Source organism: Achromobacter sp. FW305-C-28, assembly GCF_058783235.1.
In genome coordinates, this window is the sequence record NZ_JBYSYL010000002.1 from 629,233 (window position 1) to 651,274 (window position 22,042).

18 protein-coding genes are annotated in these 22,042 nt (G+C 68.0%); 6 read left to right on the forward strand and 12 right to left on the reverse strand.

Annotation, left to right across the window (positions count from 1 at the left end; translation table 11 throughout):
• The first annotated feature begins 45 nt into the window (after positions 1-45).
• Positions 46-504 carry an Lrp/AsnC family transcriptional regulator gene (locus tag AC3WMR_RS07855; RefSeq protein ID WP_025140804.1) on the forward strand — a complete coding sequence of 153 codons (459 nt, stop codon included), beginning with the start codon at positions 46-48 and terminating at the stop codon, positions 502-504.
• Here the strand turns inward: AC3WMR_RS07855 and AC3WMR_RS07860 are convergent.
• The 8 genes from AC3WMR_RS07860 to AC3WMR_RS07895 all read right to left on the reverse strand — a co-directional run bounded on the left by AC3WMR_RS07860 (position 465) and on the right by AC3WMR_RS07895 (position 9,201).
• Positions 465-1,661: a metallophosphoesterase gene (locus tag AC3WMR_RS07860; protein WP_492263474.1), complete on the reverse strand. Its 1,197-nt coding sequence runs from the start codon at positions 1,659-1,661 to the stop codon at positions 465-467. The genes AC3WMR_RS07855 and AC3WMR_RS07860 overlap by 40 nt on opposite strands.
• Before the next feature lie 60 nt (positions 1,662-1,721).
• Positions 1,722-2,855, reverse strand: a complete 1,134-nt coding sequence (locus AC3WMR_RS07865; RefSeq protein ID WP_492263645.1) for an alpha-hydroxy acid oxidase — start codon at positions 2,853-2,855, stop codon at positions 1,722-1,724.
• A gap of 161 nt (positions 2,856-3,016) precedes the next feature.
• Positions 3,017-3,886, reverse strand: a complete 870-nt coding sequence (gene asd, locus AC3WMR_RS07870; RefSeq protein WP_492263475.1) for an archaetidylserine decarboxylase — start codon at positions 3,884-3,886, stop codon at positions 3,017-3,019.
• 186 nt (positions 3,887-4,072) lie between these two features.
• Entirely contained in the window at positions 4,073-5,707 is a 1,635-nt protein-coding gene (locus tag AC3WMR_RS07875; RefSeq protein WP_081821773.1) for an ATP-binding cassette domain-containing protein, read from the reverse strand.
• 244 nt (positions 5,708-5,951) lie between these two features.
• Complete coding sequence (locus AC3WMR_RS07880) at positions 5,952-6,827, reverse strand: HpcH/HpaI aldolase/citrate lyase family protein (RefSeq protein WP_492263476.1); 876 nt, start codon at positions 6,825-6,827, stop codon at positions 5,952-5,954.
• 23 nt (positions 6,828-6,850) lie between these two features.
• On the reverse strand, positions 6,851-7,570 hold the full coding sequence (locus AC3WMR_RS07885; protein ID WP_492263477.1) for a response regulator transcription factor: 720 nt from the start codon (positions 7,568-7,570) through the stop codon (positions 6,851-6,853).
• Between the two features lie 404 nt (positions 7,571-7,974).
• Positions 7,975-8,481, reverse strand: a complete 507-nt coding sequence (locus AC3WMR_RS07890) for a hypothetical protein (RefSeq protein ID WP_492263478.1) — start codon at positions 8,479-8,481, stop codon at positions 7,975-7,977.
• 117 nt (positions 8,482-8,598) lie between these two features.
• Positions 8,599-9,201, reverse strand: a complete 603-nt coding sequence (locus AC3WMR_RS07895) for a GNAT family N-acetyltransferase (RefSeq protein WP_492263479.1) — start codon at positions 9,199-9,201, stop codon at positions 8,599-8,601.
• Between the two features lie 126 nt (positions 9,202-9,327).
• On the opposite strand from AC3WMR_RS07895, the gene AC3WMR_RS07900 reads away from it, so the two are divergent.
• Positions 9,328-10,566, forward strand: coding sequence for an NAD(P)/FAD-dependent oxidoreductase (locus AC3WMR_RS07900; RefSeq protein WP_492263480.1), 1,239 nt, complete (start codon positions 9,328-9,330; stop codon positions 10,564-10,566).
• Between the two features lie 83 nt (positions 10,567-10,649).
• On the opposite strand, the gene AC3WMR_RS07905 is transcribed toward AC3WMR_RS07900, so the two are convergent.
• Entirely contained in the window at positions 10,650-11,816 is a 1,167-nt protein-coding gene (locus AC3WMR_RS07905; RefSeq protein WP_492263646.1) for a 3-deoxy-7-phosphoheptulonate synthase, read from the reverse strand.
• Positions 11,817-12,022: 206 nt separating this feature from the next.
• Between AC3WMR_RS07905 and AC3WMR_RS07910 the strand changes: the two genes are divergently transcribed.
• Positions 12,023-13,246 carry an EAL domain-containing response regulator gene (locus AC3WMR_RS07910; protein ID WP_492263481.1) on the forward strand — a complete coding sequence of 408 codons (1,224 nt, stop codon included), beginning with the start codon at positions 12,023-12,025 and terminating at the stop codon, positions 13,244-13,246.
• Between the two features lie 76 nt (positions 13,247-13,322).
• On the opposite strand, the gene AC3WMR_RS07915 is transcribed toward AC3WMR_RS07910, so the two are convergent.
• Together AC3WMR_RS07915 and AC3WMR_RS07920 are read right to left on the reverse strand one after the other, a co-directional pair.
• Positions 13,323-14,966, reverse strand: a complete 1,644-nt coding sequence (locus tag AC3WMR_RS07915; RefSeq protein WP_492263482.1) for a mucoidy inhibitor MuiA family protein — start codon at positions 14,964-14,966, stop codon at positions 13,323-13,325.
• A gap of 143 nt (positions 14,967-15,109) precedes the next feature.
• Positions 15,110-16,018, reverse strand: a complete 909-nt coding sequence (locus AC3WMR_RS07920; RefSeq protein ID WP_492263483.1) for a LysR family transcriptional regulator — start codon at positions 16,016-16,018, stop codon at positions 15,110-15,112.
• 104 nt (positions 16,019-16,122) lie between these two features.
• Here AC3WMR_RS07920 and AC3WMR_RS07925 point away from each other — a divergent pair, with 104 nt between their 5' ends.
• On the forward strand, positions 16,123-17,445 hold the full coding sequence (locus tag AC3WMR_RS07925; RefSeq protein WP_492263484.1) for an MFS transporter: 1,323 nt from the start codon (positions 16,123-16,125) through the stop codon (positions 17,443-17,445).
• 14 nt (positions 17,446-17,459) lie between these two features.
• Here AC3WMR_RS07925 and AC3WMR_RS07930 read toward each other — a convergent pair whose 3' ends face one another.
• On the reverse strand, positions 17,460-17,753 hold the full coding sequence (locus tag AC3WMR_RS07930; RefSeq protein WP_492263485.1) for a flagellar transcriptional regulator FlhD: 294 nt from the start codon (positions 17,751-17,753) through the stop codon (positions 17,460-17,462).
• Positions 17,754-18,052: 299 nt separating this feature from the next.
• Between AC3WMR_RS07930 and AC3WMR_RS07935 the strand changes: the two genes are divergently transcribed.
• Positions 18,053-18,766, forward strand: coding sequence for a DUF2325 domain-containing protein (locus tag AC3WMR_RS07935; protein ID WP_492263486.1), 714 nt, complete (start codon positions 18,053-18,055; stop codon positions 18,764-18,766).
• 148 nt (positions 18,767-18,914) lie between these two features.
• Complete coding sequence (locus AC3WMR_RS07940) at positions 18,915-21,929, forward strand: PAS domain-containing protein (RefSeq protein WP_492263487.1); 3,015 nt, start codon at positions 18,915-18,917, stop codon at positions 21,927-21,929.
• The last annotated feature ends 113 nt before the right edge of the window (positions 21,930-22,042 follow it).

Here is a 22,042-nt window from a genome sequence, read left to right on the forward strand (position 1 = left end):
TTATCTCATCAAAGTTCGAATGCCGTTAGGCAGAACCCGATTCCAATGCCCGATCTCGACGACCGCGACCGAAAACTATTAACGCTGCTGGCCGATGACGCCTCGCCGAGCTATGCCGATCTGGGCAAGCAATTGAACCTGTCGGCCCCCGCCGTGCACGAGCGCGTCAAGCGCTTGAAGCGCGACGGCCTGATCAAGGGCATTGCCGCCAAGCTGGATGGCGCGCGCATCGGCCGCCCGCTGCTGGCGTTTGTGCACGTGGATACCAACAACTGGAGCATCACCCAGCAGGTGCTGGGGCTGGCCGAGCTGACCGAGGTGGAAGAGATCCACACCATCACGGGCAAAAGCGCGATGCTGCTGAAGGTGCGGGTGCGCGACACCCAGGCGCTTGAGGCGCTGTTGGCGCGCATCCATCAGATCGACGGCATCACCAACACCACCAGCGACATCGCGCTGACCAGCTACCTTGAGCGGGGGCCGCTGCCGGACGACGCGGACTGAGCCCGCCGCAGCCGCAGGCGCGTGATTTCCGATGGCGCGCCCAGGCGCTTGGGCGGGCCCCAGTAGCCGGTGCCGCGGCTGGTGTAGACCCACATCCTGCCCTGGCGGTGCAGGCCGGCCGTGAACGGCTGCTGGAAGCGCACGAAAAAGCCCCACGGAAAGAACTGGCCGCCGTGCGTGTGGCCGGACAGCTGCAGCGTGTAGCCCAGCGGCTCGGCAGCGGCCGCGCTGCGCGGCTGGTGCGCCAGCAGGATCTTGGGCAGGGCATCGGCCGGGGCGCCTGCCAGCGCGGCCTTGGGGTTGCTGCGCTGCTGCGGGTCGAAGGCGCCGGCGCTGTAGTCGGTCACGCCCGCCACCACCACCGGCAGGCCGGCGGGGTGGATCACGGCGTGTTCGTTCATCAGCACCCGCAGGCCCATGCGGCGAAATTCCGCCACCCAGGGCGTGGCGCCTGAATAATATTCATGGTTGCCGGTCACCAGGTACACGCCGAAGGGGGCGCGCAGCTGCGCCAGCGGGCTGGCCTGCGCGGCCAGTTGCTCGACGCTGCCGTCCACCACGTCGCCCGTGATGGCGATGACGTCGGGCGTCTCGGCGTTCACCGCGTCGACGATGGCCTGCACGTAGCGTTTCTTGATGGTCGGGCCGACGTGGATATCGCTGATCTGCACGATGGTGAAGCCGTCCAGGTCGGCCGGCAGGCCTTCGATGGGCACGTCCACCGTCACGACCTGAGCGCGCCGGCGGGCGTTGTAGAAGCCCAGCAGCGTGGCGGCCAGCGCCAGCGCGGCCACTGCCAGTGCGCTTATCCGGCGCAGGTCGGTCCAGGGCAGGGCGGCGCTGGTAGCCAGGTCGATCAGCCAGGCGGCCAGCAGCAGCACGTCGCGCAGCACCGTCAGTACGAATAGCGACGAAAACAGTCCCATGGCGATCAGCCCGACCCAGGCGATGCGGTCGCCCCAAGGCGGATGCACCGACGAGCGTCCCAGCATGCCCAGCGGGATCAGAATGCACGACAGGATCAGCAGCAGGATGGCGGTGGCGGCGCCCGAACCGGCGAATCCGGCATCGGGGATGAGGCGGGCGCCAACATACACGTGGGCAAGGGCGCCCAGGGTCAGAAAGCGCAGGAAGAATGACGATTGGCGTAGGGACACGGGCGGCGGGGCGGGGGCCGGCCAGGCAGCCGGCCCGCGAATAGCGGAGGAACTGCCATTCTATGCCGGCACCAGCAGGTCGGGCCCGACCTCGCTCAGCCGGTTCACCCCCAGCATGGCCATGTTGCGGTCGACCTCGGCGCGCAAGAGGCCGATGGCATGGGACACGCCCGCCTGGCCGCCGACTGCGGCGGCATAGTTGAACGGGCGGCCCACGAACACGCACCGCGCGCCCAGCGCCAGCGCCTTGAGCACGTCGCCGCCGCGGCGCACGCCGCTGTCCATCATCACGGGCATGTCGCCCGCGGCCTCCACCACGCCGGGCAGCGCGCGCAGCGGCGAGATGGCGCCGTCCAGCTGGCGTCCGCCATGGTTCGACACGATGATGCCGTCGGCGCCGTGTTGCCGCGCCAGGCGCGCATCGGCGGGGTGCAGGATGCCCTTGATGACCAGCGCGCCCTGCCATTGGCGCCGGATGCGCGCCACATGTTCCCAGTTCAGGTGGTCGCGCGCGCTGAAGTCGCGCAGCACCGAGGCCGACACGATGGGCGCGCCGCGCGTGGCGAACGAATTCTCGAAATGCGGCATGCCGTGGTTGAGCAGGGTGCGCAGGAACGTGCCGGCCAGCCAGCGCGGATGCGTCAGGCCGTCCCAGGCCAGGCGCAGGCTGGGCTTGAGTGGCGTCGAAAAGCCGGTGCGCACGTTGTTCTCGCGGTTGGCGGACACGGGGATGTCCACCGTCAGCACCAGCGTGTCGTAGCCGGCCTGGGCCGCGCGCGCCACCAGCGCGTCGATGCGCGCGGGGTCGCCGGGCAGGTAGGCCTGGAACCAGGTGCCGGGCGCTTCGCGGATCACGTCTTCCAGCGCGATCAGCGCGGTGCCGCTGAGAATGGCGGGAATGCCCTGTTCACGCGCGGCGCGGGCCTGCACGATGTCGCCGCGATAGGCCGACAGCGCACTGATGCCCATGGGGGCGATGCCGAACGGCGATTCGTAGCGGCGGCCGAACAGTTCGGTGTGCTGGCTGCGGCCCGAGACGTCCACCAGCACGCGTGGCTGGAAGGCGTAGCGGCCAAAGTCGTGCCGGTTGGCGTGCAGCGACTGATTGTCTTCGGCCGCGCCGGCCACGTAGCCGAAGATGGGGCGCGGCAGGCGACGGCGCGCGGCGGCTTCGAAGTCGTCCAGCGACAGCATGCGCGACAGGGCGCGGGAAAGGCGGGCAGACGTATCGGACGAGGCGGGCAGGGTGGCCATGGCAAAGGGGCGGCTGAAACCCACCAATCTACCGACCCGCCTATATCGTATAAAGCGAATAAATATGAAATATCTATTTCGCTTTTATTGAAGTAGTGGGCTTAACGCTGCACCGGCAGCGCCAGCAGTTCACCCATGCGCACCGGGCCGCGCACCGACGGCGTGTCGGCCCAGCGCACCTTGCCCGGGCCGAACAGCACGATGGCGGTCGAGCCCAGCTTGAAGCGGCCCATCTCGGCGCCTTTTTCCAGGTGGATGGGCGCACGCGCCACGTCGTCGTAGCGCACGGCCTTGACGCGGCGCTTGTACGGCGTGACCAGCCCGGCCCAGACGGTTTCGATCGAGGCGACGATCATGGCGCCGACCAGCACCACGGCCATCGGGCCATGCTCGGTGTCGAAGATGCAGACCACGCGTTCGTTACGCGCGAACAGGCGCGGCACGTTGCGCGCAGTGAGCGGGTTGACCGAGAACAGCCGGCCCGGCACGTGGATCATTTCGCGTAGCGTGCCGGCCACCGGCATGTGCACGCGGTGATAGTCCTTGGGCGACAGGTAGATGGTGGCGAATTCTCCGCCCTGGAACGGCGCAGCGCGATCGGTGTCCCCGCCCAGCAGGTCGGCCAGGCCGTAGCTGTGGCCTTTGGCCTGGAAGATGCGGCCCTGTTCGATGGCGCCCATCTGGCTGATGGCGCCGTCCGCGGGGCACAGCACGCCGCCGGGTTCTTCGTCCAGCGGCCGAGCGTCGGGCTTGAGCGCGCGGGTGAAGAAGTCATTGAAGCAGTCGTAGGCCAGCGCGTCTTCCTGTTCGGCCTCGCGCATGTCCACGCCGTACTTGCGGACAAAGCGCGAGATCATCCAGTTCTTGACCGCGGGTTCCCGGCAATCAGAGGCGACGCCGAAGAAGCGCGACACCAGGTGATGCGGCGCAAGATACTGGCTGGCAAGGAAGATTTGGTCTTTGATCGGCATCTACGAGCGCTAAAAAACGCGTCCCGCGGACAGCGGGACGTGGGTGGAGGTTGTCGCGCGCAATGTGCGGCAGCTATCACCGCGCGCGCGTGCAATCGGCGGGATTGTAACGCGTTAAATCGTGAATGGATCGCTCATCGGGCAGGGGCCGCGCGGCCCCTCGAACCGCCCGATCGGCATGGCGTATCAGGCCGCGGCCTTGGCCGCCAGCTTGGTCTTGTAGAGCCATTCCTTGTAGTCGTCCAGATCGCCGTCGAACGGGCTGACGCGGCCGTCGGCCACGATGATGAACTGGTCGGTGGTGGCGCGCAGCAGGTGGCGATCGTGCGAGACCAGCACCAGCGTGCCTTCGAACTGCGCCAGCGCGGTGGTCAGCGCTTCGCGGGTTTCCAGGTCCAGGTGGTTGGTGGGCTCGTCCAGCAGCAGCAGGTTGGGGCGCTGCCAGACGATCAGCGCCAACGCCAGGCGCGCTTTTTCGCCGCCGGAGAACGGCGCGATCGAGCTGGTGGCCATGTTGCCGTTGAAGTTGAAGCTGCCCAGGAAGTTGCGTAGTTCCTGTTCGCGCACGGTGGGCGCGATCTTGGTCATGTGCCACAGCGGCGATTCATCGTGGCGCAGCATCTCGACCTGGTGCTGGGCGAAGTAGCCGATCGACAGGCCCTTGTTGAATTGCGTGTCGCCCGCCAGCGATTCGAGGTCGCCCGCGATGGTCTTGATGAAGGTCGACTTGCCCGCGCCGTTGATCCCGAGCAGACCGATGCGCTGGCCCGCCTGCAGCGAAAAATTGATGCCCGACACGATGATCTTGTCGGATACCGCGCCGCTGTCTTCGTCGGTATTGCGGTAGCCGGCGCTGACCTTGTCCATGGTCAACAGCGGATTGGGCGCGCGCAGCGGTTCGCGGAACTCGAACGAGAATTCCGCGGCCGCGCGCAGCGGCGCCACTTCTTCCATGCGGGCCAGCGCCTTGATGCGGCTCTGCGCCTGGCGCGCCTTGCTGGCCTGGGCCTTGAAGCGGTCGATGAACGATTGCAGGTGCGAGCGCTGGCGCATCTGCTTTTCCATCATGCCCTGGGCCAGTTCCAGTTGCGCGGCGCGCTGGCGTTCGAACGACGAGTAGTTGCCCGAGTAGCGCTTGAGCTTGCGCTCGTCGATGTGCACGATGACGTTGACCACGCCGTCCAGGAAATCGCGATCGTGCGAAATCACGATCAGCGTGCCCGGGTAGCGCTTGAGCCAGTCTTCCAGCCAGATGATGGCGTCCAGGTCCAAGTGGTTGGTGGGTTCGTCCAGCAGCAGCAGGTCGGACGGGCACATCAGCGCCTGCGCCAGATTCAGGCGCATGCGCCAGCCGCCCGAAAAACTGGTCAGCGGCAGGTGCATCTGCGCCTGCGTGAAGCCCAGGCCCGTCAACAGCTGTTCGGCGCGCGAGTGCACCGTGTAGGCATCGGCGTCGGCCAGGGCCGCGTAGATGTCGGCCATGCGCAGGCCGTTCTCGGTGCTTTCGGGTTCGGCTTCCAGCGCGGCTAGTTCGGCTTCCAGCTTGCGCAGCGTGACATCGCCGTCGATGGCGTATTCGATGGCCGGGCGGTCCAGCGCGGGCGTTTCCTGGGCCACGTAGGCCATGCGCCAGCTGGCGGGGTAGTCCAGGTCGCCCTGGTCGGCGTGCAGCGTGCCGCGCAACAGGCCGAACAGGCTGGACTTGCCGGCGCCGTTGGCGCCGATCAGGCCGATCTTGTCACCGGGGTTCAGCAGCAGGTCGACCTTGTCGAGCAAGGGCTTGACGCCGCGCATGAGTGAAACTTGTTGGAAGCGGATCATGAATCGTGGGGCTGGGGGTGGCGCGACAGGCGCGCGACAAGGCTCCCGCCACAGCTCGCGGCGCAAAAAAAGGAACCAGGAAGGAATCGTGCGGGCGGCGCAGGCCGGACGGGCTGGCGGCGTACGGAGGACCCCGTACTTGCCATCGAGCGGCGGATGCCACGCGTGCCACGCGCGAAAGGCGGACGAGGCAGCGCCTGTCCGATCGTGGGCCGTATTGTAGCTGGCTGTGCGAACGCGCGCTTTACGCGTCGGCGGCGGCGATGGCGGCGGCCAGGGCCAGCAGGCGTTCGGCCTCGGCGGCGTGCAGGTTTTCGACCAGCGCGCCGTCGACCACGGCCACGCCCTGGCCGGCGGCTTGCGCCGCGCGCCAGGCGTCCAGGCGCTTGCGGGCGCTGGCCAGCTCGGCTTCGGCGGGCGCAAAGGCGGTGTTGGCCGCAGCGATCTGCTTCGGGTGGATCAGCGTCTTGCCGTCAAAGCCCTGGTCGCGGCCCTGGCGGCAGGCGGCGGCAAGACCCGCGTCGTCGTCCAGGTCCAGGTGCACGCCATCAAGCACCGCCAGGCCGTGGGCGCGCGCCGCCAGCACCGCCATCGAACGGGCCAGCAACGTCTCGTGGCGGTCGGGTGTGTGGCGGGCGTGCAGGTCCTTGACGAGGTCGGACGTGCCCACCACGATGGCCGCCAGCCGCGGGTGGCCGGCGGCAATGGCGTCCAGCCGCAGAAAGCCCAGCGGGGTTTCGGCCATGGCCCACAGCGGTAGCGTGGCGGGGGCGCCGGCCGCATCCAGGGCTAGCGCCAACGCTTCCAGTTGCGCTGCCGATTGCACCTTGGGCAGCAGCACCGCATCGGCGCCGGCCTGGGCGATGACGCGCACGTCGTCCAGGCCCCAGGGGGTGTCCAGGGCATTGACGCGCACGACGCATTCACGGTGGCCATAGCCGCCAGCCCGCAACGCCGCGGCAACCTGGTCGCGCGCCATGGCCTTGGCATCGGGCGCCACGGCGTCTTCCAGGTCCAGGATCAGCGTATCGGCCGGCAGGCCGCGCGCCTTGTCCAGCGCGCGCGCATTGGCGCCGGGCATGTAGAGGACGGAACGGCGGGGGCGGGCAGGCAGGGACATGGCGCGAAAAAAAGAAAGAAGGTTCAGGGCTTGCTGTTGCCGACGATCTGCACTGGCATGGTGCATACATAGCCCACGCCGTAGACGGTGCGGATACCCATGTCGCCGCCGGCCTGCGCGCGCAGCTTGCGGCGCAGACGATGCATGTGGGCGTCGAGCCGATGGGTGTCGTAGGCCTCGGCGCTGGCGCCCAGCGCTTCGACCAGGCGGCCGCGCGTCAGCGGCAGCGGCGCGGCCTGGATCAGCGCGCCGATCAGGCGGCTTTCGGTATCGGTGATGTCGACCTGGATGCGCTTGGGCGATACCAGCACGCGGCGGGCGGGATCGAAGCGCCAGGTCTCGGCGGCGGGGGCTTGCGGATCGGTGGCGGGCACGACGCGCAGGCGCCGCGACAGCGACACCAGCGTGGCGCCCAGCTCGGCCAGGTTGACGGGCTTGGTCAGGTAGTGGTCGGCGCCCAGGCTCAAGCCCGAGACCTTGTCTTCGCTGAGCAGGCGGCCGGTGAGCATGATGATGCCCATCGACGGATAGGTGGTACGTAGATGCGACACGCGCGCCAGGCCATCGCCGTCGGGCAGCATGGCGTCGAGCACCAGGATGCCGGGGGTGACGCTGAGCAGCAGTTGGTCCAGTTCGGAAAGCGAGCCGGCGGTCAGGATGGCTTCGCCCAGGCCGAGATCGTGGATGTACTCGGCAATGGTGTCGCGCCAGTCCCCGTGATCGTCAACGATGATGATGGTCACGGCGCCGGACGGGTCAGTACGTGAGGCGCTCCGAGGGCAAACACGCTTTCCGCTCCTTTCATGCTACGGCTTCTTATTGGTGGGGGTGGGTCCGCATGGCGAGGGCGCCGGGCCGGACGAGGCGCCATCTGGCTGATCCCCTGCGGGCGCTTCGCGGGAGAATATCATTATCGCCGTTGCGGCGGCGCAGCGAAGGCGGGCAGGGTGATGCGGGCGTGACGCACGGTGGCCGAGTCGATGCGGGTGGTCAAAAAATGACCAGCCCCTGCGGCAGCGTCGCAACCGCCACCAGCCGGGCCTGTGCGTTGTTTTTATCCACAGAAACTGTGGATAAAAAACCGCGACAAAAAGTTGTGCACCGTCGGGTTCATTCCGGTCCGCATGCGCGTTCGCGCTCGCGCGAATCAGGCCGCCGGCAAGGGCGGGTCCGACAGGTATTCCACCGGCACGCCTTGCGGCACCTTGCGCACGCGGTCGCGCTCGATGCGCGGCGGCGCAAAGCGCGTCTTGCGCGCCGCCGCATTCTGCAGCAGCACCGACAGCACGGCCCCCTTGTCCTGAATCCATTGGGTCTTGCCGCGCAACAGCTTCATGGCGTTTTCGGCCGTTCCCAATTTGTAGGACATGGAATTGATCTGCACGGAGGTCTTGCCATTGAAGGCGGACTCGTCCTGCTCGGTCAGCGCCGCGGCGTCCAGGTTGCTGCTTTCGTGGTCGATGCGATAGACGAACTTGAGATGGCTGAACGGGTCCAGCACGACGACCAGTTTGTCCGAACCCGAGACGTCGGACAGCATGCCGATGACCATCGATTCGACCAACTGGTTGCCCCGTTGTTCTTCGGTGTAGATGAAGATGCTGCGGCGGTTGTGCCCGAGCGGCGCGGGCGGGGCGAGGGGAGAACGATCCATACCTGACTTGAAAAGGGCGGGACGGGCGGTGGAAAAGCTTGCCCCGCTGCACAGCGTTAACGGCGCCAAGCCATGTGAACTTGAGCGCCGGCCAAAACAAAGAACAAATCGCCGCGGCTACGGCGCGCGGCGCAGGCGAGCCATGAGGCGCGCTTTGGCGGCGGGCCAGTCCTCGTCGAGGATGGCGAAGTAGACCATGTCGCGGGCGCGTCCGGACTGCGCGATCAGGTGCTTGCGAAACACCCCTTCCTCGACGCCGCCGATCCGCAGGATGGCCTGCCGCGACTGCGTGTTGGACGCTTCCGTTTTGAACACGACCCGCATGATACCAATTGTTTCAAAGGCGTGCTGCAATAACAGCCACTTGGCTTCGGTATTGGCTCCCGAGCGCTGGCTGGCAAGGGTGAGCCAGGTGGCGCCGATTTCCAGGCGCTTGTGCGCCAGCGCAATATCCATATAGCGGGTGGTGCCGATGACCTGGCCGTCGGCGCGCCGCACGATCACGAACGGCAGGCAGGCGCCCGCTGCCTGGCCGGCCAGCGCGCGTTCGACATAGCGGCGCATGTCGGCGGCCGATTCGACGGGTTCGGGTTGCAGGCGCCACAGTTCGGGATCCAGTCCCACCGCCGCCAGCGCATCGGCATGGTCCAGCGTCAAGGGTTCCAGTCGCACGATCTCGCCGGTCAGCGTGACGGGTTGCAAAGGGGGCAGGGTAGGCATGATGAGAGGTTCCGCACAGGCGCCGGCAACCGGCGCTGGCCGCAGCGGCCAATCCCGGGGCGCTGCTGGATTCTACGCCGCGGCCAACGCTTGCCGAAGCCCGCGCCCGGGCGCAGAATTTCGCGCATGAAAACAGACGTGATTGTCCTGGGCGCCGGCATCATCGGCGTCAGCGCGGCGCTGCATCTGCAGGCCCGCGGCCGTTCGGTGACGCTGCTGGATCGGCGCGGCCCGGGCGAAGAAACCAGCTATGGCAACGCGGGTCTGATCGAACGGGCCAGCGTCATTCCCTATGCCTTTCCGCGCGACTGGCGCAGCCTGTTGCGCTATGCCGGCAACCAGACGCCCGACGTCAGCTACCACCCGCGTTTCCTGCCGCGCATCGCACCGTGGTTGCTGCGCTATTGGTGGCATTCGGCGCCGTCGCGGCTGGCGCGCGCGGCGGCCGCGATGCTGCCGCTGATTGAACGCAGCGTGGCCGAGCACGACGCGCTCAAGGATGCGGCGGGCATCGGCGGCCTGTTCCGCCGCAATGGCTGGATCGACGGCATGCGCACCCAGCAAAGCCTGGACCGCGCCGCGGCCGAAGCCGCCGCGCTGGCGCCGTATGGCCTGGACTACCAGGTGCTGGACCGCGCGGGCCTGGCCGCGCTGGAACCGTCGCTGTCGCCGCGCATGGTTGGCGCCATTCACTGGCGCGACCCGGTCAACGTGTCGGACCCGGGCGCAGTGGCGCGCGGCTACGCGGCCCTGTTCAAGCAGCGCGGCGGCGTCCTGGCGCGGGGTGACGCGCGCAGTCTCGAAGCCGTGTCCGGGGGCGGCTGGCGCGTGCGCGGCGTGACGGGCCAAGTCGAGGCGCGCGACGTGGTGGTGGCGTTGGGGCCGTGGTCGCCCGACGTGCTGCGGCCGCTGGGTTACCGCATCCCGATGGCGGTCAAGCGCGGCTACCACCAGCATTTCGCGTTGGAAGACGGCGCGGCCCTGTCGCACCCGGTGGCCGACATCGACAGTGGTTTCGTGGTGTCACCCATGACCTTGGGCTTGCGCTTGACCACGGGCGCCGAATTCGCGGCGCGTGACGCGCCGTCGTCGCCGATCCAGATCGCGCGCACACGGGCGCTGGCGGCGCAGTTGCTGCCGTTGGGCAAGGCGGTGGAGAAAACGCCCTGGATGGGCTGTCGGCCGTGCATGCCCGACATGCGGCCGGTGATCGGGCCGGCGCCGCGCCATCCCGGGCTATGGCTGGCGTTCGGCCATGCGCATCACGGCTTCACGTTGGGGCCGGTCACCGGCAAGCTGCTGGCCAGCCTGGTCACCGGGCAGGAACCGGACATGGACCCTGCGCCTTATGCCTTGAACCGTTAGAGGCAGGACGGCGGGCGGGGTAGCGGTGCACTACGCCGCCGTCCGTCGTGCCGGCAGCGGCGTAGTCCCGTAGCGCGCGCGTATCAGGCGCCGAGCTTCTGGCGGCGCTGGCGCACGGCCAGGGCCAGCATGTCCAGAACGGGCAGCGTCTGGCTCCAGCCCAGGCAGGCGTCCGTGATGGACACGCCGTGGCGCAGCGGCTGGCCGGGCTTCAAGTCCTGGCGGCCTTCTTCGAGGTGGCTTTCGATCATCACGCCGGTGATGCGGGTGTCGCCCTGGGCGAGCTGGGCGGCGATGTCGCGGGCCACGTCGACCTGGCGCAGGTGCGACTTGTTGGAATTGGCGTGCGAGCAGTCGATCATGACCTGTTCGCGCTGGCCGGCGGCGCGCAGCACGGCGCAACAGGCGTCGACGCTGGCGGCATCGTAGTTGGGGCCTTGCTTGCCGCCGCGCAGGATGACGTGGGTGTCTTCGTTGCCGCGGGTTTCGAAGATGGCGGCCATGCCCATCTTGGTCATGCCCATGAAGGCGTGCTTGGCGCTGGCGGCCACGATGGCATCGGCCGCGATCTGCACGCCGCCGTCGGTGCCGTTCTTGAAGCCCAGCGGGCAGCTCAGGCCGGAACTCAGCTGGCGGTGGCTGGGGCTTTCGGTGGTGCGTGCGCCGATGGCGCCCCAGGCGATCAGGTCGGCGATGTACTGCGGGCTGAGCAGGTCCAGGAATTCGGTGGCGATCGGCAGGCCCAGTTCGCTGATGTCCAGCAGCAGTTCGCGGGCGCGGCGCAGGCCTTCGTTGATGCGGAAGCTGCCATCCAGGCGCGGGTCGTTGATGTAGCCCTTCCAGCCGACGGTGGTGCGCGGCTTCTCGAAGTACACGCGCATGACGATCAGGAGGTCGTCCTGGTATTGGTCGGCGGCGGCGCGCAGTTGGCGGGCGTATTCCATGGCCTGGCCATGGTCGTGGATGGAGCAGGGGCCCACCACCAGCACCAGGCGGTCGTCGCGGGCGTGCAGCACGTCGGCGATGCGGGCGCGGCTTTGCTCGACCAGCGTCTGGATGGCGGCCGAGACCGGCAGTTCGTCCTGCAGCAGGGCGGGCGAAATCAGCGGGCGCACCGCGCTGATGCGGGTGTCGTCCGTACGGGTGTTGTCCTGGGTGGAGTCGGCCGTGCCGACCTCGCGGTCGTGCAAGGGGTCGTCGATGCGGGGGGTCAAGGGAAGCTCCGTGCCATAGATGCGGGGAAAGACCATCATTATCGCACCGGCTGGCGTCGGGCCGTGCAAGCGGCTTCGTCCGTCCGGGTGACGGACCCCCTTACCACCCCAGGCTACTTAATAGTGACTAACCCGTCCTATCTGGCGGCGCAGTCGCGGAAGATGCCTTAGCATTGTCGGAACGCATTCCAGCAAGCGGCTGGAAACGCCCGCCAAACCGCTGCACTTCTAGGACCCGCGCGATGCCCAAAACCGACGCCGGCGCGACCCGGCGGATTCTCCTGGTGGAAGACCACCCCGTGGAACGGGCCTATCTGCAGAACTTACTGCTGGCGCTGGGCTACCGGCGGGTGGCCGGGGTGGGCAGCAGTACCGAAGCCGTCAGCGCCCTGGCGCGCCAGGCCTACGACGTGGTGGTCAGCGACATCGTCATGGGCGAGGGCGACGGCACCTTGCTGCCCAACGAACTGCGCCGGCTGGTTGACGGCGGCCGCCTCAAGGTCATGCCGCCCATCATCTGGATCAGCAGCCTGACCGACGAGCTGCTGCAATCGCATGTGCGGCTGGCGTTGCAGGCGGGCTGCCCGTCGTCGCAGGCGCTGTCCAAGCCGGTCTCGCGCACCGCCATGCAGCATGCCATCAAGGCCGCGCTGCACAGCGTCGACCACGACCCGGCTTCGCCGCGCCAGGCGGCGGTACGGCGCGACGTGCTCGAAGCCGAGCTGGGGCAGGCGCTGGCCTCGGGCGTGGGCATGAGCGTCGTCTTGCAGCCACAAGTCGACCTGACCACGGGCCGCGCGGTCGCGGCCGAAGCGTTGTCGCGCTGGCATCACCCCACGCTGGGCCCCATTTCGCCGGCCGATTTCGTGCCGGCCGCACATCGGCTGGGGCTGGACCAGATGCTGTTCAACCGGGTGACCGACCGCGTGATCGAGGTGCTGGCCGCCATGCATGCCGAGCACATCGCGGTGCCCATTGCCATCAACGCCTCGGCTTCCACCTTGTGCGCGCCTGACTTGCCGGCCATGCTGGAGCAACGCGTGGCCCAGGCCGGCCTGCCGGCTCGGCTGGTGAAAGTGGAACTGACCGAAGACGAGCCCGTCACCGACTGGCTGACGCTGTCGTCCGCCTTGAACCTGTTGCGGGTCCGGGGGTTTGAACTGGCCATGGACGATTTCGGCGCGGGCATTGCGTCGATGCGGCTGTTTTCCGCCATGCCGTTCACCGAACTGAAGATCGACCGCGACTTCATCGTGCACATGCACCGCGAACCGGCCTCGCGCGCGGTGGTGGCCGCCGCCATCGAAATGGGCCGTGCGCTGGGCCGCCGGGTGGTGGCCGAAGGCGTCGAACAGGAACGCGACCTGCAACTGCTGCGCGAGCTGGGCTGCACGTTCGCGCAGGGTTATGGCATTTCAATGCCGCTGGCGCCGGCCGATTTCATTGAATTCTGCCGCCAGCACTGAGGGCGGTGAAAGTCGGAAAAAAGCCACGGGTTCAGCGCCCGTGGCCTTTATCACGGCTGAGGCCGGGGCGCGGCCGTCAGAGTCCCGAGACGTCGATGTTGCCCGGGTAATCGACCGAGAACTTCAGCGTCGTGTCGCGTGACTTGCCCGGTTCCAGTTCCCAGTTCCAGGCCAGCACGCCGTCGTCTTCGCGCTTGATGTCGCGGTCGGCCGGCGACAGCAGCTTGACCTCGATCTTCTCGTTGCGCGAGACCGGCAGGCGGTCCTTGAAGGTGACCTGCTCCTTGGTGGCCTTGTTGTTCTTGACGGTGATCTTGTATTCGTACGTCACGCGTTTGCCGTTGCCCGAAAAGCCCGTGCTTTCGGTAAAGCGGTTGACCAATTGGCGCTTGATGGAAATGCCGTCGTCGGCGCCCATCGCCAGTTCCACTTTTTCGCCGGGCATCACGGCTTTCATGGCCGATGCCGCCACGAAGGCATCATCCAGGAACGTATTGAGCGTGCCCGCCAGGAACGGGAATTCCGTGTTGTTGCTGGCCTCGGCCGTCAGGTAGGCAGTCTCGCGCAGCGCCGGGGTCGACTGGTATTGCAGCGTCGCGGGCAGCTTGGCGGTCGTGATGGCGACGCGCTGCACGCTGTTGTCGGACGGCAGCGTGGCGGGCGTGCGGATCTGGAACGACGCGCTGGTGGCGGCGGACTGCACGTCGGCGGTCGATACCTGGGCGGGTTCCGGTTCAGGCACCGCGTCAATGTAGGCCATTTCGGCCTGCGCCTTGGGGGCGAGCTTGGCGCGGGCGTCGCTGCGCATCACCGGCGCTGCGGCGGCCACGGGCGCGGGCATCGGCGGGGGCGGGGCGGCCACATCGATGATCCACGGGTTCAGCTTGGGCGCGCCGCCGCCCAGCGACGGGCGGGCGGTGGACAGGGTCAGTTTGACGTTGTTCCAGTCTTCGCCGGTGTTCTGGCGAATGACGCCGAAATAGCCCAGGTCGACGCTGCGGTCGGCCGGGCGCAGGCGGGCGTCGTAGGCGGGCGACCAGCGGGCGCCGGCCACCGCATACGACACGTTCAGGTCCAGCTTGCCGGCGCGGGCCAGGTTCACGCGCAGCGTCACCGTCTTGGTGCGGCGGTTGAGCTGGCCTTGCAGCTGGCCCAGTTCGCCTTGCGCGGCGGTCAGTTGGCGGTCCAGGTCTTCGCGCTGTTCGGCCACGCGGCGCAGGCCGGCCAGGGTACGGTTGAGCGTGTCGGCGCTGAGCGCCTGGATGGCCTTCAAGTCTTCCAGCGTGGGGCGCGGGCCGTCCTTGGCGGGTTCGGTGGCGCCGCGTTGCATCATGGCGACCAGTTCGCGCTGGTTGTCCAGCACGGCGGCTTCGTCGTCCAGCGCGGCCTGCTGGCCCTGGATCTTGCGAACCTGTTCTTCCAGCTGCTTGACGCGTTCGTTGGCCGTGTCGACCTGATAGGCGTCGCGCACCTTCACATCCAGCAGCGTGGCCTGGCCGGTGCTCTTGGCCGACACCTGCAACGAGTTGTCCTGCAGGGTGGCAGGCAGCTTTTCCAGCACCAGTTCGTGCTCGCCCGCGGGCAGTTCGCTGCTGGCGCTGCGGGTGACGACCGCGCGGTCCTGGTAGACCGTGACCGCGCCGATGGAAGAGGCCAGGCCAGCGGCAACGGCAAAGCCGGGAAGCGTGGCGAAGGCAAGGGCCAGGAGAGTACGTTGCACAGAGAACACCTTTAGGCAGGTTGAGCGGGGCCGGCTGGTATTGCTGCCGGGCCGGCGCCGCGGTAGCGCGCAATGTACAGGGAGCCGCGCACATCGGGTTTACAGAAGGTGACAAAAGCGACAGGGCTATACCGCCCCATTTTTCAAGCGCGTGCGGCCGCCTCGGGATGCGCCAGTTGCCGCAGCATGTCCACGGCATTGCGCGCCGCGATGGAGCGGTCATGGCGCCGGTAGGCCATGTCCAGCAGGGCGTGCGGCGCGTCGCCCTTGATGGGCCGATACTCGATGCCCTGTGCGCCCATGTGGCGCATGGCGGCGGGCACGATCGAGATGCCCACGCCGGCCGCCACCAGGCTGACGATGGAGGCCATCTGCGGCGCTTCCTGGATGACGCGCGGCGCAAAGCCGGCGCGCAGACAGGCGTTCTGGATGGCGTCGTACAAGCCGGCGCCAATGGGGCGCGGGTACAGCACGAAATCTTCGTCCGCCAGCGCCGCGATGGGCACGCTGCGCTTGCGGCTGAGCGGATGGTCGGGGGGCAGGGCGATCAGCATGGGCTCGTCCAGCACGCGTTCGGATTCGAATTCCGCGTCCAGCACGTAAGGCGGACGCACGAAGGCCACGTCCACCGCGCTTTCGCGCAGGCCGCGCAGCAGGCTCTGGGTATTGCTTTCGGTGAGCGTGATGCGCACGTCCGGATAGCGGTCGCGGTAGGCGCGGATGGCTTGCGGCAGGTAGGGGTGGAACACGGCCGACGCGGTAAAGCCCACGGTGATCGCGCCGCGTTCGCCGCGGCCCAGGCGGCGTGCGGTGTCGATGGCGCGGTCGGCGCTGGCCAGGATGGCGCGCGCATCCTCCAGGAACTGGGCGCCGGCCTCGGTGAGCTCCACGCCGCGCGGCAGCCGCAGGAACAGCGGCGTGCCGATTTCCCGTTCGAGCTGCTGGATCTGCTGGCTGAGCGGGGGCTGGCCGATGCCCAGCCGGGCGGCGGCGCGGGTGAAGTGCAGCGCTTCGGCGACCACCGTGAAATAGCGCAGGTGTCTCAGTTCCATTGTTTTAAAATATAGCGAGTGCCGGTTTCATATATTGGACATATGCAGGGGAAAAGTCTACCTTGAATGCACGGGCGGTTGCCCGGTGTTTTTCGAGAATTCCGATGTCCACCCCTACAGCAGTACCCGCGGCCAGCGATGCCGGCCAGACGCAGCCCACCGCCCAGGCGGATGCTCGCGCCGCGACCGCGCCCTCCGACTACCTGGCGCGCGGCACGCCCGCATTGCGCCGCGCCCAATGGGCCTTGTTCGCGGCTGGCTTTTCCACTTTTTCGCTGCTGTATTGCGTGCAGCCGCTGATGCCGCTGTTCACCCATTCGTTCGACGTGTCGCCCGCGCAGAGCAGCCTGGTGCTGTCGCTGTGCACGGGTCTCCTGGCGGTGGCGATCTTCCTGGTGGGCCTGTTTTCGCAGGCGCTGCCGCGCAAGCGCATCATGGCGCTGTCGTTGTTCGCCTCGGCCGTGCTGGGCACGGTGGCGGCGGTGGCGCCCGACTGGCACAGCCTGCTGGCGCTGCGCGCGTTGCAAGGCGTGGCGATGGGCGGGGTGCCGGCGGTGGCCATGGCCTACCTGGCCGAAGAGGTCGAACCCGACACCCTGGGTTTTGTCATGGGCCTGTATATCAGCGGCAGTGCGTTCGGGGGGCTGTCGGGCCGGGTGATCACCGGCCTGGTGTCGGACCACTTCGGCTGGCGCGCGGCCATGGGCACGCTGGGCCTGCTGGGCATCGTGGCGGCCGTGCTGTTCGTGTGGCTGCTGCCGGCCTCGCGCCGTTTCACGCCGCAGCGGGCGCGCGGCTGGGCAGGGGTGTTCGGCGACGTGCGCGCGGGCATCGGCGCGCACCTCAAGAACGGCCCGCTGTGCGGCCTGTTCGCCATGGGCGGACTGCTGATGGGCGCGTTCGTCACCGTCTACAACTATGTCGGCTTCCGCCTGCTGGCGCCGCCGTTTTCTCTCAGCCAGACCTTCATCGGCTTCATCTTCGTGGTGTACCTGGTGGGCATTTTCGCGTCCACGTTCTTCGGCCGCCTGGCCGACCGGCACGGGCGTGGCGCCATGCTGGCGGCCGGCACCGGCCTGGCGCTGGCCGGCTTGCTGCTGACCTTGTCGGACGCCTTGCCCGTGCTGATCGCCGGCATCGTGGTGTTCACCTTCGGCTTCTTTGCCGCGCACGCGGTGGCCAGCGGCTGGGTGGGACAGATGTCGCGCGGCTACAAGGCGCTGGCCGCATCGCTGTACCTGCTGGTGTATTACGTGGGCTCGAGCGTGCTGGGGTCGCTGGGCGGCCAGTTCTGGACCGGCGGCGGCTGGCCCGGCGTGGCCGCCATGGCGGGCAGCTTGCTGGCCGGCGCGCTGTGCATCAGCGCCGCGCTGTACTGGCGGTCGACGCGGGCCGCCCCGGCGCCAGTGGTCGGGCGCGGGGCCTGAGCCAGGCGCCGCGGTCAGGCCAGCGTGCGGCTGGGCACTTCGGCCGCCAGCGTCGCGTCCATGCCCTGGCTCAGCGCGGCCAGCAGCAGATGCGGCTCCAGGTTCAGCTGGGCCAGTAACACGCTGCATTTGGCCAGGCGGGTCAGGTCTTCGTGTTTCAGGCCCACGAGCCATTGACAGGCCTTGACCGAAATCTGCAGGCCCGCCAGCGCCTGCAGATTGCCGGTGCGGGCCAATCGCTGCAAGAGCAGCAGATACATCAGATTGGTTTCGTGGATGTCGCGCAGAAGTTCGGCGGATCTCGGCATCGGGTGCCCCTTCCTTACTTCGTTGAATCCGCGGCCCGGCGGTTGCACGGACCAGGAACAAGCAAGGCGCGAGGCGTCCTCAGCATGGGCGTCTAGTCAAGCGGTAAAAAGCTTGCGGCCGGTATGGTTTGTCGATCATATTTAAGCGATCAAACGTCGTCAGTAATGGATTTCCCTGTGCCCGCGGCGGGCATATGGATATAAATTAAAAAAGACTTATTCTCATTTATAATGCCCGGCAAGTCGGACGGCGCTGGCATGCGCCCGCCGTGTTGTTTCCTACCGAACCGAGGCCCGTGATGACGTCAGCTTTCCAGGCGCCCAATTCCTTGCAGCGTGAACACGCGGCCCTGCTGGCCGCCTACGGCCAGGCCCAGGCGCGCTGCAGCCGCCTGCTCAGCGCGCAGGCTCAACGCATCCAGCACCTGGAAGCCGAGGCCATGCGCCTGCGCGCCGCCGTGATCCAGCGTGACACCGCGCTGGAATGGGCGCGCCAGGACCGCGCCGCGCTGGAAGGCGCGATTCCCGGCCTGCCCAGGCGGGTGGCGCTGGCGCGCCGGGTGACGCAATTGATGGAACGGGTGCAGAGCCTGATGCGCGAGCGCCTGGCCTGGCAGGACCGTGCGGCGCAGGCGCGGCTGCGCCCGCTGGACAATGCTGCCGAACCGGCCGCCCGGCCCACGGTCATTGCCGCGGCGACGCTGCGCGAAAAATCCGTGCTGTGCGTGGGCGAAGACGCGATGGCCCTGATGCTGACACGCAAGGTCGTCGAAATGGCCGGTGGCCGCTACCTGGGCCATTGTGGCGGCGAGGGCGCCGATGGCGACACGCTGGAAGCCAGCCTGGTGGCCGCGGACCTGGTCATCTGCCAGACGGGCTGCGTCAGCCACGGCGCCTACTGGCGCGTGAAAGACCACTGCACCCGCACCGGCAAGCAATGCGTGCTGGTGGACAAGCCCGAGGCCTTGACGGCGCTGGGCCTGGCACGGGAAAGCGTCGTGTCGACCCGCTGACCGGCGGCCAGTCGCGCAAACGCCGACTCACCGGACCGTCGGCCTGGTGATCCGCGCGATTGCCTCGCGCTGTTGCCTCGAGTTACCTAGGGTTTCCGCTGCCGGCGCGCGCTCGCAATACTCTCGGGGGGAGCCCGAGGGAGAACCCATGCTGACCCAGCGAGACCGCGTAGCGCACCCGTGGACCGACACGCTTGCGCGCCTGGAAGACGAACGGATCATGCTCCAGCGCATTGTCGCGGGCGTGCCTTTGCCCGAGGTGCTGGCGCATGTGCTGCACGCGATCGAGGCGCAGTCCAGCGTCGAATTGCGCGCCTCGATCGCGTTGATCGACGAATCCGGCCGCCTGCTGCTGCACGGCGCGGCGCCCAGCCTGCCGGCGGCGTACAACGCCGCGGTGGATCGCGCATTGATCGGACCCGACGGCGCGTCCTGGGGCCAGGCCGCGTACACCGGCTGTCCCGTCTACGTGGAAGACATCGCCAGCCATCCGGCCTGGGAAGCCTGGCGCGAACAGGCCCTGGCACACGGACTGCGTGCATGCTGGTCAACCCCGATCAAATCGCCAGATGGTCGCCTGCTGGGTGTGTTCTCGAATTACTACGCGATGCCGCGTTCGCCGTCGGCGCACGATATCGACGCGATCGCGGTGGTGACGCGCAGCGCCGCGCTGGCCATCGAACGCCACTTGACCGAATTGGCGTTGCGGCGCAGCGGCGAACGCTGGCGCGCGATGTTCGAGGGCATGCAAGAGGCTTTTTTCCTGAGCGAGGCGCTGCGCGATACGCAGGGCAATATCGTTGATTTTCGCTTCATCGAAGTCAATCCCGCCTTTGAACGCCAGAGCGGCATGAAGGAAGGCGACACACTGGGCCACACGCTGCGCGAAATGATCCCCGGCGTGCCGGGCCGCATCATGGACGCCTTCGCCCAGGTGGTCGAAACCGGCGAGCCCGCGCAGTTCGAATTCGCCGTGCCTGGCCCGCGGCCGGCCTGGTACGAGGCGCGCGCCCGCAAAGAGGGCGCGGACCGCATGATGGCGCTGTTTCTTGACGTCACCGCCCGCAAGACGGCCGAGGCCGAGCTGTGGGAAGGGCAGCATCGCAAGAATTTCCTGATGGCGCTGGGCGACCGCCTGCGCGAATTGCCGCAGCAGCAGGCCATCGAGCAGACCGCGTGCGAAAGCCTGGGCCAGCACCTGGCGCTGGGGATGGCGGCGGTGCTGGACTGGGCAGGCGAGGGCGCCGAGCCGGTGGTGTCGACCTGCTGGCGCTGCCATCCGGGCCGCGACGATGGCCGCGGCGTGCCGGGGCCGGATCTGTATACCGATGCGTTCTACGACGCACTGCGCAACGGCCGAACCACCTATCTTGAACCGTTGCTGGTGCAGGCCGACGGTGAAATCCTGCCATCGGCCATCGTCGTGCCTACCGGCCGCTGGGGCCGCCAGGGCGGTGCGCTGGTGCTGCGATCCGCCGCCGACAGCCGCTTCAAGCGCGGCGACGTGGCCTGCATCGAAGAGGTGGCCGAGCGCATGTGCGGCGCGGTAGAGCGGTCCCAATACGCCCGCATGCTCGAGCAGCGGGTCGAGCATGCCATCGCCGAGCGCGACCGCATCTGGCGCCTGTCGCCCGAGCTGCTGGCGGTGATCGACGGCCAGGGCCGCTACGTCAGCGTCAACCCGGCGGTGCGACCGATCCTGGGGTGGACACCCGAGCAGTTCCTGGCCATGGGACTGCGCCAGCTGATCCATCCGGACGACTACGACGCGACCCGCAACGCGTTGGCGCAGGCGCGCAGCGCCGATGCGCCGCAAGGCGTGCGCCACCTTGAAAACCGGGTGCTCAAGCGCGATGGCGGCTACGCCTGGATCACCTGGAGCATGTCGTGGGCGCAAGACAGCCTGTACATGGCGGGCCGCGACGACAGCGATCTGAAATCGCAGGCCGAGACGCTGCTGGAAACCGAAAACGCGCTGCGCCAGGCGCAGAAAATGGAGGCGGTGGGGCGGCTGACCGGCGGCATCGCGCATGACTTCAACAACATGCTGCAGGGCATCACCGGCGCGCTTTACCTGATCCAGCGCAAGCTGGCGGCCGGCACGCCCGAGCAGGCCTTGCGCTTCATCAACGTGGCCATGGAATCGGCCAATCGCGCCGCCCACCTGACGCAGCGGCTGTTGACGTTCTCGCGCCGCCAGCCGATCGATCCGCAGGCCTTCTGCGTGGCCTCGACGCTGCAATCGATGGCCGACCTGTTCCACCGCTATACCGGTGAAGGCGTGTCGCTGGCGTTCGACCTGGAACCCGGCCTGTGGCCGGTGCGCTGCGACCGCAACCAGTTCGAGAACGCGCTGCTGAACCTGGTGATCAACGCGTGCGACGCCATGCCGGACGGCGGCGTGCTGACGGTGGCGGCGCTGAATACGCGGCTGGATCGGGCCTTCCTGCGGCCCTATGGCGGCGTGCAGGCAGGCGCCTTCGTCGAAGTGTGCGTGACAGACATCGGCTGCGGCATGGCGCCCGATGTGCTGGCGCACGCGTTCGATCCGTTCTTCACCACCAAACCGCTGGGCGAGGGCACCGGGCTGGGCCTGTCAATGATCTACGGCTTTGCCAAGCAGGCGGGCGGCGTGGTGACCCTGGACAGCAAGGTAGGCGTGGGCACCTCGGTCAGGATCTTCCTGCCGCGCCACGAAGGCGCGCTGGCAGACGCCGCGGCGCCCGGCCCCGAAGCCAGCCCGCCCGGCGAGCGTGCGCGCCAGGCAGTGGTCGTGCTGGTGGAAGACGATGTCAACGTGCGCGAGATGGTGCGCGAAAGCCTGGCCGAGCTGGGCATGCGGGTGATCACGGCCAACGACGGTGACGCCGGGCTGGAGCGGGTGCGCGCCACGCCGGATATCGATCTGCTGGTGACCGATGTCGGCCTGCCCGGCCTGAACGGACGCCAATTGGCCGACGCGGCGCGCGCCACCCATCCCGACCTGAAGGTCCTGCTGATGACGGGTTATGCCGAAAGCGCGGCGCGCGGCTCGGGCTTTCTGGACAGCGGCATGGAACTGATCGTCAAGCCGTTTGCGCTGGATGTGCTGGCGGCGCGGGTGCAGCGCATGCTGGATCCGATCACGGTAGAGGCGCCCAGGACGACGCCGACGCCGGGGTGACCGGGTTTCAAGCACCGGTAAAAAATGCCTGCCCGCGCGCAGGCCACGGGGCGACGGGCAGGCGGGCATGGCGATTGCTGTAAGGACAGGGCAACTCAAAAAGGAGCCTGTCC

Excerpts from the sequence above, each read along its gene's own strand:
- AC3WMR_RS07855 (WP_025140804.1), top strand. The coding sequence starts at position 46 with ATGCCCGATCTCGACGACCGCGACCGAAAACTATTAACGCTGCTGGCC.
- AC3WMR_RS07865 (WP_492263645.1), bottom strand. The coding sequence starts at position 2,855 with ATGCTGTCGCTGGACGACTTCGAAGCCGCCGCGCGCCGTCGCCTGCCG.
- asd (WP_492263475.1), bottom strand. The coding sequence starts at position 3,886 with ATGCCGATCAAAGACCAAATCTTCCTTGCCAGCCAGTATCTTGCGCCG.
- AC3WMR_RS07875 (WP_081821773.1), bottom strand. The coding sequence starts at position 5,707 with ATGATCCGCTTCCAACAAGTTTCACTCATGCGCGGCGTCAAGCCCTTG.
- AC3WMR_RS07880 (WP_492263476.1), bottom strand. The coding sequence starts at position 6,827 with ATGTCCCTGCCTGCCCGCCCCCGCCGTTCCGTCCTCTACATGCCCGGC.
- AC3WMR_RS07890 (WP_492263478.1), bottom strand. The coding sequence starts at position 8,481 with ATGGATCGTTCTCCCCTCGCCCCGCCCGCGCCGCTCGGGCACAACCGC.
- AC3WMR_RS07895 (WP_492263479.1), bottom strand. The coding sequence starts at position 9,201 with ATGCCTACCCTGCCCCCTTTGCAACCCGTCACGCTGACCGGCGAGATC.
- AC3WMR_RS07900 (WP_492263480.1), top strand. The coding sequence starts at position 9,328 with ATGAAAACAGACGTGATTGTCCTGGGCGCCGGCATCATCGGCGTCAGC.
- AC3WMR_RS07905 (WP_492263646.1), bottom strand. The coding sequence starts at position 11,816 with ATGGTCTTTCCCCGCATCTATGGCACGGAGCTTCCCTTGACCCCCCGC.
- AC3WMR_RS07910 (WP_492263481.1), top strand. The coding sequence starts at position 12,023 with ATGCCCAAAACCGACGCCGGCGCGACCCGGCGGATTCTCCTGGTGGAA.
- AC3WMR_RS07920 (WP_492263483.1), bottom strand. The coding sequence starts at position 16,018 with ATGGAACTGAGACACCTGCGCTATTTCACGGTGGTCGCCGAAGCGCTG.
- AC3WMR_RS07925 (WP_492263484.1), top strand. The coding sequence starts at position 16,123 with ATGTCCACCCCTACAGCAGTACCCGCGGCCAGCGATGCCGGCCAGACG.
- AC3WMR_RS07930 (WP_492263485.1), bottom strand. The coding sequence starts at position 17,753 with ATGCCGAGATCCGCCGAACTTCTGCGCGACATCCACGAAACCAATCTG.
- AC3WMR_RS07935 (WP_492263486.1), top strand. The coding sequence starts at position 18,053 with ATGACGTCAGCTTTCCAGGCGCCCAATTCCTTGCAGCGTGAACACGCG.
- AC3WMR_RS07940 (WP_492263487.1), top strand. The coding sequence starts at position 18,915 with ATGCTGACCCAGCGAGACCGCGTAGCGCACCCGTGGACCGACACGCTT.